A 14,885-nucleotide genomic window follows, 5' to 3' on the forward strand; every position below is an offset into this window, starting at 1 on the left:
ATGCGCGAATATTCCATAGCCACCATCCCGGCCGACGGCATCGGCCCTGAAGTCATCGCCGCCGGCACCCGGGTGCTTGCGGCCATCGAAAAGCGGGACGGCGGCATCAAGTTCAATTTAGAGAATTTCGATTGGGGTTCCGACTATTACAAGAAGAACGGTGTGATGATGCCGTCCGACGGCCTGTCGAAGCTGAAGAAGTTCGACGCGATCTATTTCGGCGCCGTCGGCGCGCCGGATGTGCCGGATCACATCACGCTGTGGGGCCTTCGCCTGCCCATCTGCCAGGGTTTTGACCAATATGCCAATGTCCGGCCCACGAAGATTCTGCCGGGCATTACGCCGCCGCTGCGCAATTGCGGTCCCGGCGACCTTGACTGGGTCATCGTCCGTGAAAATTCGGAAGGTGAATATTCCGGACATGGCGGTCGCGCGCATCGCGGCCTGCCCGAAGAGGTCGGCACCGAGGTCGCGATCTTTACCCGTGTCGGCGTCACCCGCATCATGCGTTACGCGTTCAAACTGGCGCAGTCGCGGCCGCGCAAGCTGCTGACGGTCGTGACCAAATCCAATGCGCAGCGTCACGGCATGGTCATGTGGGACGAGATCGCGGCGGAAGTCGCCGAAGAGTTTCCAGATGTGACCTGGGACAAGATGCTGGTGGACGCCATGACGGTTCGCATGACGCTCAATCCGAAGAGCCTCGACACCATCGTCGCCACCAATCTTCATGCCGATATCCTGTCTGACCTTGCGGGCGCGCTGGCCGGCAGCCTTGGCGTGGCGCCAACCGGCAATATCGATCCCGAGCGGCGTTTCCCGTCGATGTTCGAACCGATCCACGGTTCCGCCTTCGATATTACCGGCAAGGGCATCGCCAATCCGGTCGCCACGTTCTGGACGGCGGCGCAGATGCTGGATCATCTCGGCGAAGCCGACGCATCCGCCCGGCTGATGCGGGCGGTGGAACGGGTGACGGGCTCGGGCATCCTGACCCCGGATGTCGGCGGCACGGCAACGACAAACGACGTGACCGACGCCGTTGTCGATGCCATTTATTCCTCCAACGTGTGACCGGATCGACCATGCGCTGGACGGATGAGACCGCGAGAGACCTGCTGCGCCGGATGTTCGACGCGGCCGTGGCAAGCGCCAATCCGCAGGAAGCGGTGATGCGGCACCTGCCGCCGAAACCGCAAGGGCGGTGTATCGTGGTCGGCGCCGGAAAAGCCTCGGCGGCGATGGCGGCGGCACTCGAGGCGGCATGGCCCGACGTCGACGTTTCCGGCGTTGTCGTCACGCGATACGGCCACGCCGTCCCGGCTGGCCGCATCCGCATCATCGAGGCGTCTCATCCGGTTCCCGACGAGAGCAGCCTGGAGGCCGGGCGCGCCGTGCTGGATGCGGTTTCCGGACTGTCGGAACGCGATCTGGTCATAGCCATGATCTCCGGCGGCGGTTCCGCCCTCCTCGTTGCGCCCGCTGGCGATATGTCGCTTGCGGACAAGCAGGCGGTGAACAGGGCGCTGCTGGCAAGCGGGGCGACCATCCGGGAGATGAACGCGATCCGCAAGCATCTGTCCATGATCAAGGGTGGACAGCTCGCCAAGGCGGCCGAGCCCGCCCGCCTTGTGACCATGGTGATTTCCGACGTGCCGGGCGATGATCCTTCCGACATTGCGTCGGGTCCGACCGTTGCCGACGACAGCACCATCGCGGAGGTCCGGGAAATCGTTCGCCGGCACGGCATAGCCTTGCCGCCATCGGCACTAGCCGTCCTCGAAAGCGGCCATGAGACGCCCAAATCTCACGACATGGCAAGCGATGTGCGGATGATCGCGACACCTTCGCTTGCTCTTGAGGCGGCGGCGGAGGTGGCGGCGGCGGCCGGACTGCGAACGCTGATACTGGGCGATGCGCTGGAGGGTGAGGCGCGGGAACTCGGCACGGTATTGGGCGGCATCGCGCTTTCCGCCGTTACCAGGGGGCATCCGCTGAAAGGCCCCGCGGTTATCCTCTCCGGCGGTGAGGCGACTGTCACCATCGGTTCGGGCGGTGCCGGTCGCGGCGGGCGCAACACGGAGTTTCTTCTCGCCCTTGCGGCCACCTTGAATGGTCGGACGGGACTATGGGCCATCGCCTGCGATACGGACGGTATCGACGGGACGGAAGATGCGGCGGGTGCGATCGTTGCGCCGGACACGCTTGTAAGAGCGGCGGCCCTGAACCTCGACGCGAAGGCCTATCTCGCCTCTCACGACAGCTATCGTTTTTTCGAGCACCTCGGTGACCTGGTGAAAACAGGTCCCACCCTGACCAATGTGAATGATTTCCGCGCAATTCTCGTATTTTAAAGGGCGGCGAAAGCCGATTGATTGATCATGCATCGTAAACGCCAAGCAAAAATTGTTGCGACGGTCGGGCCTGCCAGCGCATCGCCTGAAATGCTGAAAGCCCTGTTCCTGGCGGGCGTCGATACGTTTCGCCTGAATTTCAGCCATGGCTCGCATGAGGATCATGCCCGGGTTTTCCACGCGATCCGGACGATCGAGCGGGAAATGGCGATGCCCATCGGCATCTTGCAGGATTTGCAGGGTCCCAAGATAAGGCTCGGACGGATCGCGGGCGGGTCGGCCAGCGTGTCGGCGGGGGATGTCGTTCGTTTCGTTCTCCGTTCAGAGAGTGGGGAAACGTCGGCGATTCCCCTGCCTCACCCCGAAATATTCGCCGCCGTAAAGCCCGGCGACGATCTTCTGATCGATGACGGTCGCATACGTGTCCGTCTTTTGCGCGTGGGGGCGGATGAGCTGGAGGCTGAGGTGATCTTCGGCGGTGCGATTTCCGACCGCAAGGGCGTCAATATTCCGGGAACGGTGCTGGACATCTCGCCGCTCACGACGAAGGACCGCAGCGATCTCGCCTTCGGTCTCGATCTCGGTGTCGACTGGGTCGCGCTTTCTTTCGTGCAGAAACCCGGCGATCTCATCGAGGCGCGCGGCCTGATCGTCGAACGTGCGGGGCTGGTGGCAAAAATCGAGAAGCCGTCCGCTCTCGAGAAGATCGACGATATCATCAGCCTGTCCGATGCCCTGATGGTGGCGCGCGGCGATCTCGGCGTCGAAATTCCTGCCGAGGAGGTTCCGGGGCGTCAGAAAGAGCTTGTGCGCGCCTGTCGTCAGGCGGTGAAGCCAGTCATTGTCGCCACCCAGATGCTGGATTCGATGGTTTCGTCCGCATCACCCACACGCGCCGAAGCGTCGGATGTTGCCATGGCGATCTATGACGGCGTCGATGCGGTGATGCTCTCCGCTGAAACCGCGACCGGCAGATATCCCGTCGAAACCGTTGAGATGATGGACCGTATCATTCGCAGTACCGAAGGCCACAAGCTCTATAATTCGATCCTGCGGGCGACGGAACCGGCGCTGGAGCCAACACCCGCCCATGCGGTGGCCGGCGCGGCGGCCGATGTCGCCACCGCGATCGGTGCGCCGGCGATTGTAGCCTTCACATCGAGCGGCGTGACGGCGGCTCGCATAGCACGGGAGCGCCCGTCTTTGCCAATCGTGGCGATCACGGCGGATATGGCGGTGGCCCGCAGGCTTTGCCTTTTGTGGGGTGCAATCAGCCTCTATGACGAAGACCTTGGCATTGACGACAGGTTCGAACAGGCGGCACGGCTTGCGAAACATGTCGATCTGGCCCGTTCCGGTGACAATCTCGTCATCGTCAGCGGTATTCCGTTCGGTCAGTCCGGTACGACGAACAATCTGCGCGTGGCCCGGTTGTGACATATCGGACCTTATTGTTCGCGACTTTTAGGGGCCTGCTAGCTGCTCGGTGGAAACCGCATGTAGCGCCCTGCCGGTCCCGAAAAAGCTTTCGATATTGCCGATCGTGGTGTCCGCGATGTTCCTGAGGGCCTCCTGCGTGAAGAAGCCCTGATGGCCGGTGACCAGAACATTGGGGAAGGTCAGCAGCCGCGCGAAAACATCGTCGCGCAGCACATCGTTGGAAAGGTCCTCGAAAAAGAGATCGGCCTCTTCTTCATAAACATCGATGCCGAGACTGCCGATTGTGCCGTCTTTCAGACCCGCAATTGCCGCCTGCGTGTCGATGATGGCGCCGCGGCTGGTATTGACGAGCATCACGCCCTTTTTCAGCAGCGGCAGCGTCTCCCGGCGAATGAGGTGACGGGTCTCCGGTGTGAGCGGGCACATCAGCGCCAGAATGTCCGATGTTCGAAACAGTTTCTCGCGCGTGACGTAGACCATGCCCAGTGCTTCGCAATCTGGATTTGGCCGGACGTCATGGCCGACGAGACGGCAGCCGAAGCCGGCCGCAATGCGCGCGAAAATCGCCCCGATCTTGCCTGTACCGACAATGCCGACCGTCTTGCCGTGAAGGTCGAAGCCGAGAAGGCCATCGAGGGCGAAGTTTCCTTCGCGGACACGGTTATAGGCGCGATGGATCTTGCGGTTGAGCGACAGGATGAGCGCCATGGTGTGCTCGGCGACCGCATAGGGCGAATAGGCCGGCACGCGCGCAACGGTCAGGCCGAGCTTTTCGGCGGCGGCGAGATCGACCTGATTGAAACCGGCGCAGCGCAGGGCGATGAGCCGGACACCCATTTCCGCCAGCTTTTCAAGCACCGGCCGCGACAGGTCGTCATTAACGAAGGCGCAGATCGCCGCCGCTCCCTCCGCCAGCGCCACTGTCTCGAGAGACAGGCGTGCTTCGCAATATTGCATCCGCATGCCAGCGTGGGCGGCAGCGTCAAGGAACTGCCTGTCATAGGGTTTGGCGCTGTAGACCACGATCCGCATCTGTTTCTCCAGTCTCCAAACGAAAGCTGCCGTTACAGGGCGACGCGTCCGGCAGGTGGCTTAGCTGCGAAGGCCCGGCGCTTCCTGTCCCGTGCTTTCCACATATTCGGTATAGCCGCCGCCATATTGGTGGATGCCATCGGGCGTCAGTTCCAGCACCCGGTTCGACAGCGCGGCCAGGAAATGGCGGTCGTGCGAAACGAACAGCATCGTGCCTTCATAATCCGAGAGGGCTTTGATCAGCATTTCCTTGGTGTCGAGATCGAGATGGTTGGTCGGCTCGTCCAGCACGAGGAAGTTCGGCGGATCGAACAGCATGGCCGCCATGACGAGACGGGCCTTTTCACCGCCGGAAAGAACACGGCAGCGTTTTTCCACGTCGTCGCCGGAAAAGCCGAAACAGCCGGCAAGGGCGCGCAACGGCGCCTGCCCCGCCTTCGGAAAACGCTCCTCCAGCCATTCGAGAATGGTGCTGTCGCCATCCAGAACATCCATGGCGTGCTGGGCGAAATAGCCGAGCTTGACGCTGGCGCCGAGGGTGACATTGCCGGAATCCGGTTCCGCCGTGCCGGTCACCAGCTTCAGCAGCGTCGATTTTCCAGCGCCGTTGACACCCATGATGCACCAGCGTTCCTTGCGCCGCACCATGAAATCGAGCTCGCCATAGATCGTGCGGCTGCCATAGGCCTTGTTCACCTTCTTCAGCGCCACGACATCCTCGCCCGACCGGGGCGCCGGTGCGAATTCGAAAGCCACCGTCTGACGCCGTTTTGGCGGCTCGACGCGGTCGATCTTCTCGAGTTTCTTCACGCGGCTCTGCACCTGCGAGGCGTGCGAAGCGCGGGCCTTGAAGCGTTCGATGAACTTGATTTCCTTGGCGAGCATGGCCTGCTGGCGTTCGAACTGCGCCTGCTGCTGCTTTTCGTTCTGCGCGCGCTGCTGTTCGTAAAAGCCGTAATCGCCGGAATAGGTGGTGAGATTGCCGGCATCGATTTCGATGATCTTGGTGACGATGCGGTTCATGAATTCGCGGTCATGCGACGTCATCAGCAAAGCGCCGTCGTAGTTTTTCAGGAAATCTTCGAGCCAGATCAGACTTTCGAGATCGAGATGGTTCGACGGTTCGTCGAGCAGCATCACGTCCGGGCGCATCAAGAGGATGCGCGCAAGCGCCACGCGCATCTTCCAGCCGCCGGAAAGCTTGGAAACATCGCCGTCCATCATCTCCTGGCTGAAGCTCAACCCGTCCAGCACTTCGCGCGCACGGCCTTCAAGCGCGTAGCCGTCCAGTTCCTCATAACGCGCCTGCACTTCGCCGTAACGTTCGATGATGGTGTCCATCTCGTCCATCCGGTCGGGATCGGACATGGCGGCTTCCAGTTCCCGAAGCTCCGCCGCCACTTCGCTGACGGGGCCTGCGCCTTCCATGACTTCCGCGACGGCCGAGCGGCCGGACATTTCACCGACATCCTGATCGAAATAACCGACCGTCATGCCCTTTTCGACGACGACCTGGCCCTCGTCGGGCTGCTCTTCGCCGGTGATCATCCGGAACAGTGTGGTCTTGCCGGCACCGTTCGGGCCGACAAGGCCGATCTTCTCGCCGCGATTGAGCGCGGCGGAGGCCTCGATATAGAGAATACGGTGACTGTTCGACTTGCTGATGTTTTCGATGCGGATCATGACAGGGCCTGTGAATGGGAGCGGCCCTCCTATGCCACGGGCCGTCGCCGCTGTCACCTGCCGCACACGTCTTGTCAGTCATGCAGCCGACAAGACGCTCCGGAGCTGCAACTCCGGAAACAGATCAGTTGGTGAGCGTGGCTATGCTGCCAGCAGCCTTGCGGGCGATTTCGCCAAAGGCTGTGACGATCTGCTCCATGTTTTCCGGCGCGTAATAATTGTCGAGGCTCGATGCGCAATATTGCAACAGCGACTTGCCCTTGTCCGGCGCCATGAAGGCGACGCTGAAAATCTTGATCCCGTCTTTCTTGGCGGTCTCGCAGGTGGTGCGCACGGACTGGTCGATGCTGGAGTTCCACGAGGCGCTGTTGCCCGTCATTTCACCGTCGGTCATGAGAACAATATAGCGCTCGAAGGATTCGTTCCCCTGCGCTTTATGTGCTTTCGCTTCATCGGTGTTGGCTTTTTTTAGGGCGTTATAGGCGGCGGTCAGGCTGCTGCGGGCATCGGTGCCGCCGGTGGGGAATTCCGGGATTTGCTTGTCCACGTAGCTGACAACGCTGCCCGTACCCCAGCTGATGGGCTGGGCCGGATAGGTCTCATGCGTATAGACCGAGGCACCTGTGCGAACAAGCTCGGAACCGCCGCTCGCGGTATAGGTCGGGTCAGCCTTGTTCAATGTTGCGACAAGGAACCCGACGGCGGTTTTGAGCGACGTAGCCTTGTTGACATAGCAGGGACTGGACGTGACCTGCGCTTCGCTCTTGCCCCAATTGCTGGAAGTGTAGTTCGGGCACGATTTTTTCGCGGTATTGATGGTGTCCGTCTTGAATGACATCGAACCGGAACGATCAAGCGCCAGATACATGGAGATCGGTGCGCCCTTGTTGACGGTGCTCTTTGCTGTGCCTGTTACCGAAAGATCGAGTGTTTTTGCGCCAATGAACCCGAGCAGCGGATTGAGCTGTACGCGGTGGTTGATCGTGGTCTCAACGGTGTAGGTCTTGCCGCGGGCATTTTCCGTCGTCGTGATATTGGTCGGAGAATTCTGCTCCAGTTCCTTTTTCTCTTCTGCGGTCAGGTTCTTTTCCATCTGGGCCGCGATGAAGTTCTTGGCGATTTCCTTGATCTGCTCGTCCGTCAGGTCGCCCATTTTCAAACGGGCCTCGGTCGCTGCTGCAAGGGCTGCAGAATCCGCGGTATTCTGCATATCCGCTTTCACCTGCATCACATTCGCCAACTCCATGCCGGCGCCGGCAAAACCCAGCAACACCGGCAGCAGAATGGCCGTCATCATGCCGAAATTGCCGCTGGTATCGGCAAGAAAACGACGCTTCGGTTTTTGATGTGCAGAGGCGGTCATGACGGGCTCACGGATTAGAATATTCGACTGAGCACAGAAAAACCGCAAACGATGTAAAATCCGCTAACGTGATCGGTTCAATTTTACGCAGCGTTCAAATTGGAGCAGTTTTCGAAGTATTTTCAAGAATTGTTTGGCGCGATGGCCGTAATAATACACATCGTGTCATTATTGGACGGGGATGACGTCGACGGCCTGCTTTATCTGCTGGTTGCCATAGCTCTTCAAGACACCGATCACCGGGGCAACATCGGAATAATCCCGGCCGTAACCGACGACGATATGGTCGCTTCCGGCGACGATATCATTGGTGGGATCGAGTTCCAGATAACCGGCTGCTTCTCCGCACCAGACGCGAACCCAGGCATGCATTGCATCGGCGCCTTCAAGCCGTTCCTTGCCCGGTGGCGGAATGGTGCGCAGGAAACCGCTGACGTAACCGGCGGGAATGCCGAGGCTGCGCAGCGCCATGATCATGATATGCGAAAAATCCTGGCACACGCCGCGCTTTAGCTTGAAGGCTTCCGATGGCGTCGTATCGACGGTCGTCGCCTCGCCGTCATAGGTAAAGTCCTTGTGGATGCGTTTGCACAGAGAGAGCGCGATTTCGCGAATGGTCATTCCCGGTTTCAGCAATTCCCGGGCATAGGCGGATATTGCCGCATCCATTCCGATCCTCGGGCTCGCACCGATGAAGTGGTGCGGCGACTGGAAATCGAGCGACCATACATCGGCCAGGTCCTGCGGCAGGCGGGAAAGCTCGGGCGAAAAATCCGCCGTCAGCGCCGGCGCCTCCACCATCACCCGGGCCTGCATGCGGATATCCAGCTTCTCATGCGGCGCGCGCAGATGCACGGAGGTGGCCGGTTGATGAAAGAAATCCTCGAAGGTGGCACGTTCTTCCGGCACCGGCGAAACATCGATGGAGCCGGCGACAAGCCGCTGCCGGCCGGGGATGGAGAGCGGCAGGACACGGATGATGTGGCGCGCGCCGTGGGCCAGCGTGTCGTATGTGTAACCCATATGCAGGGAAAGATCGTAAAGCATAGGATTATCCGAGATAGGTCCGGGCCAGAACATCGGAGAGATGTTCCATGTCGGTTTCGAGCTGGCGATAGATCGCGCCGTTCATGTTTTCCGGCGTCATGACCGCAAGCCCGGAATGCAGGCGCATCGCCTCGCGGTAGAAGGGCGACATCTGACCGTTCACGAAGGCATTCGGCAGCTGTTCCACCTCGGTGCGGATCTCGTTAAGCTGGAACAGGATCGAGCGGGGATTGAGCGGGTCGAGCGCCAGAAGATCGGTCACGGTCAGGCCGGCCGTATTGACGTTGTAGCGGCGGCGATGGGTCATGACGCTGTCGCCTATTTCGAGCAGCATGTCATAGGAGCCGTCGGGCGCATCCGGGCCGGTCATATGGCCGAGAAGACGTGTCATATGCAGGCCGCGCTCCAGGTAACGGCCGATCGACAGGAAACGCCAGCCGGTGAAGCGATACATGTTTTCGTGCACGAGACCGGCAAAGCCCGCAAGCTTGCGCAGCAGGATCGTCATGGCATGGGTAGCGTCGTCGCCGGGGGCCACTTTCGCGTGGAAACGGCGGGCGGTCTTGGCAAGGTCGTTCAGCGCCAGCCACCCGTCAGGCGAAAAGCGGTCGCGGATATTGCTGGCGGAATAAAGCGCGCTGCTGATGTTGTTCAGCAGGCTTTCCGGCACGGCATCGCTCATCTCCACATCGAGCGCTTCGAGATAGCGTGTCACATGCGCGAGCAGAGGCTGGCGCGGATCTGCGGATTCGGCATAACGCCCGTGCCAGGCGCGCAGGATGCGCAGGGCGCCTTCCGAACGCTCGATATAACGGCCGAGCCAGAAGAGATTGTCGGCTGCGCGGCTCGGCAGGCTGCCCGGCATATTGCGGGTGAAGCTTTCTTCCGCCGGCAGTAGCGTGGTGCGTTCCACCGGTTTGTCGCTGACGATCCAGACATCCGCAGCGCTTCCGCCCGATTGCATGGCGATGGCGGAGACATCGTTGCTGCTGCCGATACGCGCGAAGCCGCCGGGCATGATCTGCCAGCCATCCTGGGTGCGCGCGGCAAAAACGCGAAGGCTCATCGGGCGCGGCACGAGCTTGTTGTCGATATAGGCCGGGGTTGTCGAAAGCGTCACCACTTCCTGTCCCACCAGCCTGTGGCCGTCGGAGGCGAGCCAGTCGCTGATCGATTCCTTCGCCGTTTCGCGCAGCGACGAGCCAAGCACGGATTGACCGTTATCGTCGAAAAAAGGAAGCCGGGAATAAGCGGGGCCGATGACCATGCCTTCGATATTGCCGGCGACATGGCGGCGTTCCGATTCCTGCCCGCACCACCAGGTGGCGATGGAGGGCAGTTTCAGCTCCTCGCCCAGAATGTGACGGCAGATGCGCGGCATGAAGGCGAGCAGCGCCCGCGTCTCGAGAATACCGCTGCCGAGCGCATTGACGACGGTGAGCGCTTCATTGCGTAGCGCCTGCACCATGCCCGGCGTGCCGATATGGGATTGCTGGTTCAGTTCCAGCGGGTCGGAATAGGAGGCGTCGAGACGCCGCCACAGAACGCCGACCGGTTTCAGTCCCGCTACGGTTCTGACCATGACGCGGCCGTTGACGACGGTGAGGTCTTCGCCTTCCAGCAGCATGAAGCCGAGATAACGGGCGATATAGGCGTGTTCGAAATAGGTTTCGTTGGCGGGGCCGGGCGTCAACACGGCGATCCGGTCGTCGGGGTGCTTTCTTTGCGCCTGCAGCGTGTCGCGGAAAGCGCCAAAGAACGAGGCCAGACGGTGCACATGGGTTTCGGCATAGATATCGGAAAGTGCACGGGTGGTGGCCACCCGGTTTTCGAGCGCGAAACCCGCACCGGAAGGCGCCTGCGTCCGGTCGGCCAGCACCCACCAGTTGCCGTCAGGTCCGCGCCCGATCTCGAAGGAACAGAAATGCAGATAATGGCCGCTTGCCGGTTTCACGCCGACCATGGGCCGTAGATATTCCGGATTGGAGGCGATCAGGGCCGGCGGCACGAAACCTTCCTTGACCAGCCGGTTTTCGCCGTAAAAATCGGCCACCATGGCTTCCAGAAGATTGGCGCGCTGTTTCAGCCCCTCGGAAAGAACCGCCCACTCCCTGTCGTCGATCAGCACCGGAATATGGGAGATCGGCCAGTTTCTTTCGCTGCTGCCCTTACCGTAATCGCGGTAGAACACGCCGGCATCGCGCAGATAGCGGTCGGTGCGGGCAAAGCGCTCGTGCAATTCCCGTTCCGACATGCGCGACAGGGCGTCGAGCAGGGTCTTCCAGACCGGCCTGACCTTGCCGTTGGTATCGAGCATTTCGTCGGCAACGCCCGGCAAGGGGGAATATTCGAGCCCGCGCGGTTGCGCGCTCGTTTCCGTCTTGCGTTCCGTTGCCGGGGCTTTGGACAATTTACACTCCGTAAGGCCGACGCAGATCGAGCGTCAGCGGAAATTCTGGCGACATGGTTTCCGCTTGTAGCGGATATTGCCCTGCCGTATGCCCCCATGGTTCGAAACGGGCGAGGCGGCGTGCCTCGGCCTCATTGCCGTTGACGGGAAACGTCTCGTAATTGCGCCCGCCCGGATGAGCAACATGGTAGATGCATCCGCCGATCGATCGCCTCGACCATGTATCATAAATGTCAAAGGTCAAGGGTGAATTGACGGGCAGAACGGGATGCAGGCCGGAAGCGGGCTGCCATGCCTTGAAGCGAACGCCGGCGACCGCGACGCTGCGGTTTTCAGTCGGGGTCAGCGGCACGGCGCGGCCGTTGCAGGCAACCGCGTAACGGGCGGGATTGGAGGTTTCCAGCCGCACCTGCAGGCGCTCGACGGAGCTGTCGACATAACGCACGGTTCCGCCGATGGCGCCCTGTTCGCCCATCACATGCCAGGGCTCCAGCGCCTGGCGCAGTTCCAGCTTCGCACCCTCATATTCCACTTCGCCGAAGAAGGGGAAACGGAATTCCTGCTGGGCAGTGAACCATTCCGGCTTGAGATCGAAGCCGTTTTCCCTGAGGTCGGCAAGCACGTCGAGGAAATCCGCCCAGATATAATGCGGCAGCATGAAACGGTCGGCGAGCGCCGTACCCCAGCGCACGAATTTGCCGGCGGCCGGGTTTTTCCAGAAGCGGGCGATGAGGGCGCGCACCAGCAATTGCTGGGCGAGCGACATGCGCGCGTTGGGCGGCATTTCGAAACCGCGGAATTCCACCAGCCCGAGGCGGCCAGTCGGCCCGTCAGGCGAAAACAGCTTGTCGATGCAGATTTCAGCGCGATGGGTATTGCCCGTCACATCCGTCAGAAGATTGCGGAACAGCCGGTCGACCAGCCATGGCAGCGGCGGCACGCCTTCTCCGGGGGCAGGCACCTGCGCAAGCGCGATCTCCAGCTCGTAGAGACTGTCGTGGCGGGCTTCGTCGATACGCGGCGCCTGGCTCGTCGGGCCGATGAAGAGACCTGAGAAGAGATAGGAGAGCGAGGGATGCCGCTGCCAGTGCAGAACGAGGCTTTTGAGAAGATCGGGCCGGCGCAGGAAGGGGCTGTCATTGGGGTTGGCGCCACCCACGACCACATGGTTGCCGCCGCCGGTGCCGGTGTGGCGGCCGTCGATCATGAACTTGTCGGCGCCGAGACGCGATTGACGCGCCTCCTCATAAACAGCCGTGGTGATGTCGACGCAATCCTTCCAGCCCGCGGCGGGGTGGATGTTGACCTCGATGACGCCCGGATCGGGTGCGACACGGATGACATTGACGCGTTCGTCATGCGGCGGCGCATAGCCCTCGATATGGACGGGCAAGCCAAGATCGGCGGCTGCCGCTTCCGCTGCTGCAATTAGTTCCAGATAATCCTCGATGCGCTCGACCGGCGGCATGAAGACGCAGAGCCTTCCGTCACGCGGTTCCACCGACATGGCGGTGCGCACCGCGCCGCCGATTTCGCCGAGCGTCTGTTCGATGCGCTCCTGCCCCGGGGCCTCGCTGGCATAGAAGGAGGCTTCGGGCATGGCGCGGCCCGATGGCGTCAGCACATCGGGAAGCGGACCGCGGGGGATCGAAGGATCGGCTTCATGAATATAGGGATAGGCGGATGGCGGCACATAGGGCAGGGTGCCGAGCGGCAGACGGTAACCCACCGGGCTGTCACCCGGAACGAGGAATATTTTACCGCGCCGCGTCTTCCATTTTTCGCTGATCCAGCGTTTGCCGGCGGCGCGCGCATTCCACGCCTGAACGGGAAGAATATAGCCGGTCGGTGTCGTCAGTCCCCGCTCGAAGACGCGGGCCATGCGGTTTCGCTCCTCCGGGTCTTTCAGCTTGGAATTGGACGGGTCGACATTGTCGGGAAGGCTGCCTTCCTTGATGATCCATTCGGCCGGATCTTCATAGGCCGGCAGCACCAGCTCAGGCTCGATGCCGAGATGGGAGGCGATGCCGCCCAGCAGTTTCTGCGCATCTTCCGCCTTGACGCCTGTATTTGCGCCCTCCTCCGCGATCAGCGCCGGGTTCTGCCAGATCGGCAGGCCGTCCTTGCGCCAATAGAGCGAGAAGGTCCAGCGCGGCAGGCTTTCGCCCGGATACCATTTCCCCTGCCCGTAATGCAGAAAGCCGCCCGGTGCGAAACGCTCACGCAGACGGCGGATCAGGGCATCGGCCTTTTCACGCTTTGTCGGCCCGACCGCGCCGGTGTTCCATTCGTCGGATTCGAAATCGTCGATGGAAACGAAGGTCGGTTCGCCGCCCATGGTCAACCGGACGTCATGGCTGTTCAGAACGTCATCGACCTCCTGGCCGAGCGCGTTGAGTTCCTCCCAGCTTTCATCCGAAAAAGGTTTGGTGATGCGCGGCGTTTCCGCAACCCGCCGGACCTGCATGTCGAAGGCGAATTCCGTATTGGCATGGCCGTAATAACCGCCGGAAATCGGCGCCGCATTGCGGTAATGCGGCGTTGCCGCCAGCGGAATATGGCTCTCGCCCGTCAGAAGCCCCGAGGTGGGGTCAAGGCCGATCCAGCCGGCGCCGGGCATATAGACTTCGGCCCAGGCGTGCAGATCGGTGAAGTCCACTTCGGTGCCGGATGGGCCATCCAGCGCCTTGAGATCGGGGGTGAGCTGAATGAGATATCCCGACACGAAACGGGCGGCGAGGCCAAGATGCCGCAGAACCTGCACCAGCAGCCAGCTGGTATCGCGGCAGGACCCCTTGCCGGAAGCAAGCGTTTCCTCCGGCGTCTGGACGCCCGGTTCCATGCGGATGACGTAACCGATCTCCTGTTGCAGGCGGGCATTGAGGCCAACGACCATATCCACCGTCTGCTGCCCCGGCGTGCGGTCGACGGTGGCCATGAAGGCGGCAAGCAGCGGGCCTGTCGGCTCCGGCTTCATGTAGATGGACAGGTCGTCGCGCAATTCCTGCGGATAGTCGAAAGGCCACTTTGTCGCCTCTTCCTCCACAAAGAAATCGAACGGATTGTAAACCGTCATATCGGCGACAAGATCGACCTCGATCTTAAATTCCGTCGCCGGCTCGGGAAAAACGAAGCGGGCGAGGTAATTGCCGTAGGGATCCTGCTGAAGGTTCACGAAGTGATTGGAGGGCGAAACCTTGAGCGAATGGCTGATAACGCGGGTTCTGGAGTGCGAGGCGGGCTTTAATCTTATGATCTGTGGTCCAAGGCGAACCGGATTGTCGTATTTATAATGCGTCAGATGATAGATGCTCGCTTTGATCGCCATTAATCTGCCTTGCCCGGTTTTCCGGCTTATGCGGTTTGTCCGCCCCTCTGAAATTATTCGGATTTTGTGCAATGCAGGAAAAGAAAGCAAGGATCATTTCCGGGGGCAACCGCATTGTTGGTCGAGGCCGCGATATTTGCCCGAGGTAAGAATTGTCCGGGCTTTTCAATCATCGCCACTGAGATTTCGCCGGGATTGTGGACAAGGTCGAACGGCGTGTTATTGCTT

Annotated in this window: 9 protein-coding genes; 3 read left to right on the forward strand and 6 right to left on the reverse strand. The window is 61.1% G+C overall.

Annotation, left to right across the window (positions count from 1 at the left end; all coding sequences use genetic code 11):
- Genes ACQZ60_RS12960 through pyk form a run of 3 tightly spaced genes read left to right on the forward strand, consistent with a single transcriptional unit; the run spans nucleotide 1 to nucleotide 3,791 of the window.
- The gene (locus ACQZ60_RS12960; RefSeq protein WP_020808594.1) at nucleotides 1-1,074 is read left to right on the forward strand and encodes a tartrate dehydrogenase; all 1,074 of its coding nucleotides are present in this window, start codon (nucleotides 1-3) and stop codon (nucleotides 1,072-1,074) included.
- Nucleotides 1,075-1,085: 11 nt separating this feature from the next.
- Nucleotides 1,086-2,354, forward strand: coding sequence for a glycerate kinase type-2 family protein (locus ACQZ60_RS12965; protein WP_020808593.1), 1,269 nt, complete (start codon nucleotides 1,086-1,088; stop codon nucleotides 2,352-2,354).
- A 27-nt stretch (nucleotides 2,355-2,381) separates the two neighbouring features.
- Nucleotides 2,382-3,791, forward strand: coding sequence for a pyruvate kinase (gene pyk, locus ACQZ60_RS12970; RefSeq protein WP_031233357.1), 1,410 nt, complete (start codon nucleotides 2,382-2,384; stop codon nucleotides 3,789-3,791).
- 27 nt (nucleotides 3,792-3,818) lie between these two features.
- Here pyk and ACQZ60_RS12975 read toward each other — a convergent pair whose 3' ends face one another.
- The 6 genes from ACQZ60_RS12975 to ACQZ60_RS13000 form a co-directional block, all read right to left on the reverse strand.
- Nucleotides 3,819-4,826, reverse strand: coding sequence for a 2-hydroxyacid dehydrogenase (locus ACQZ60_RS12975; protein WP_020808591.1), 1,008 nt, complete (start codon nucleotides 4,824-4,826; stop codon nucleotides 3,819-3,821).
- Nucleotides 4,827-4,886: 60 nt separating this feature from the next.
- On the reverse strand, nucleotides 4,887-6,509 hold the full coding sequence (locus ACQZ60_RS12980; protein WP_003519640.1) for an ABC-F family ATP-binding cassette domain-containing protein: 1,623 nt from the start codon (nucleotides 6,507-6,509) through the stop codon (nucleotides 4,887-4,889).
- 124 nt (nucleotides 6,510-6,633) lie between these two features.
- The gene (locus ACQZ60_RS12985) at nucleotides 6,634-7,872 is read right to left on the reverse strand and encodes a vWA domain-containing protein (protein WP_448735397.1); all 1,239 of its coding nucleotides are present in this window, start codon (nucleotides 7,870-7,872) and stop codon (nucleotides 6,634-6,636) included.
- 168 nt (nucleotides 7,873-8,040) lie between these two features.
- The gene (locus tag ACQZ60_RS12990; RefSeq protein WP_448735398.1) at nucleotides 8,041-8,919 is read right to left on the reverse strand and encodes a transglutaminase family protein; all 879 of its coding nucleotides are present in this window, start codon (nucleotides 8,917-8,919) and stop codon (nucleotides 8,041-8,043) included.
- A gap of 4 nt (nucleotides 8,920-8,923) precedes the next feature.
- Complete coding sequence (locus ACQZ60_RS12995) at nucleotides 8,924-11,329, reverse strand: circularly permuted type 2 ATP-grasp protein (protein ID WP_448735399.1); 2,406 nt, start codon at nucleotides 11,327-11,329, stop codon at nucleotides 8,924-8,926.
- 1 nt (nucleotide 11,330) lies between these two features.
- A complete protein-coding gene (locus ACQZ60_RS13000) occupies nucleotides 11,331-14,657 on the reverse strand; it encodes a transglutaminase family protein (RefSeq protein ID WP_448735400.1) in 3,327 nt (1,108 codons plus the stop codon).
- Nucleotides 14,658-14,885: the final 228 nt, after the last annotated feature.

The organism is Agrobacterium sp. 22-223-1 (genome assembly GCF_053522385.1).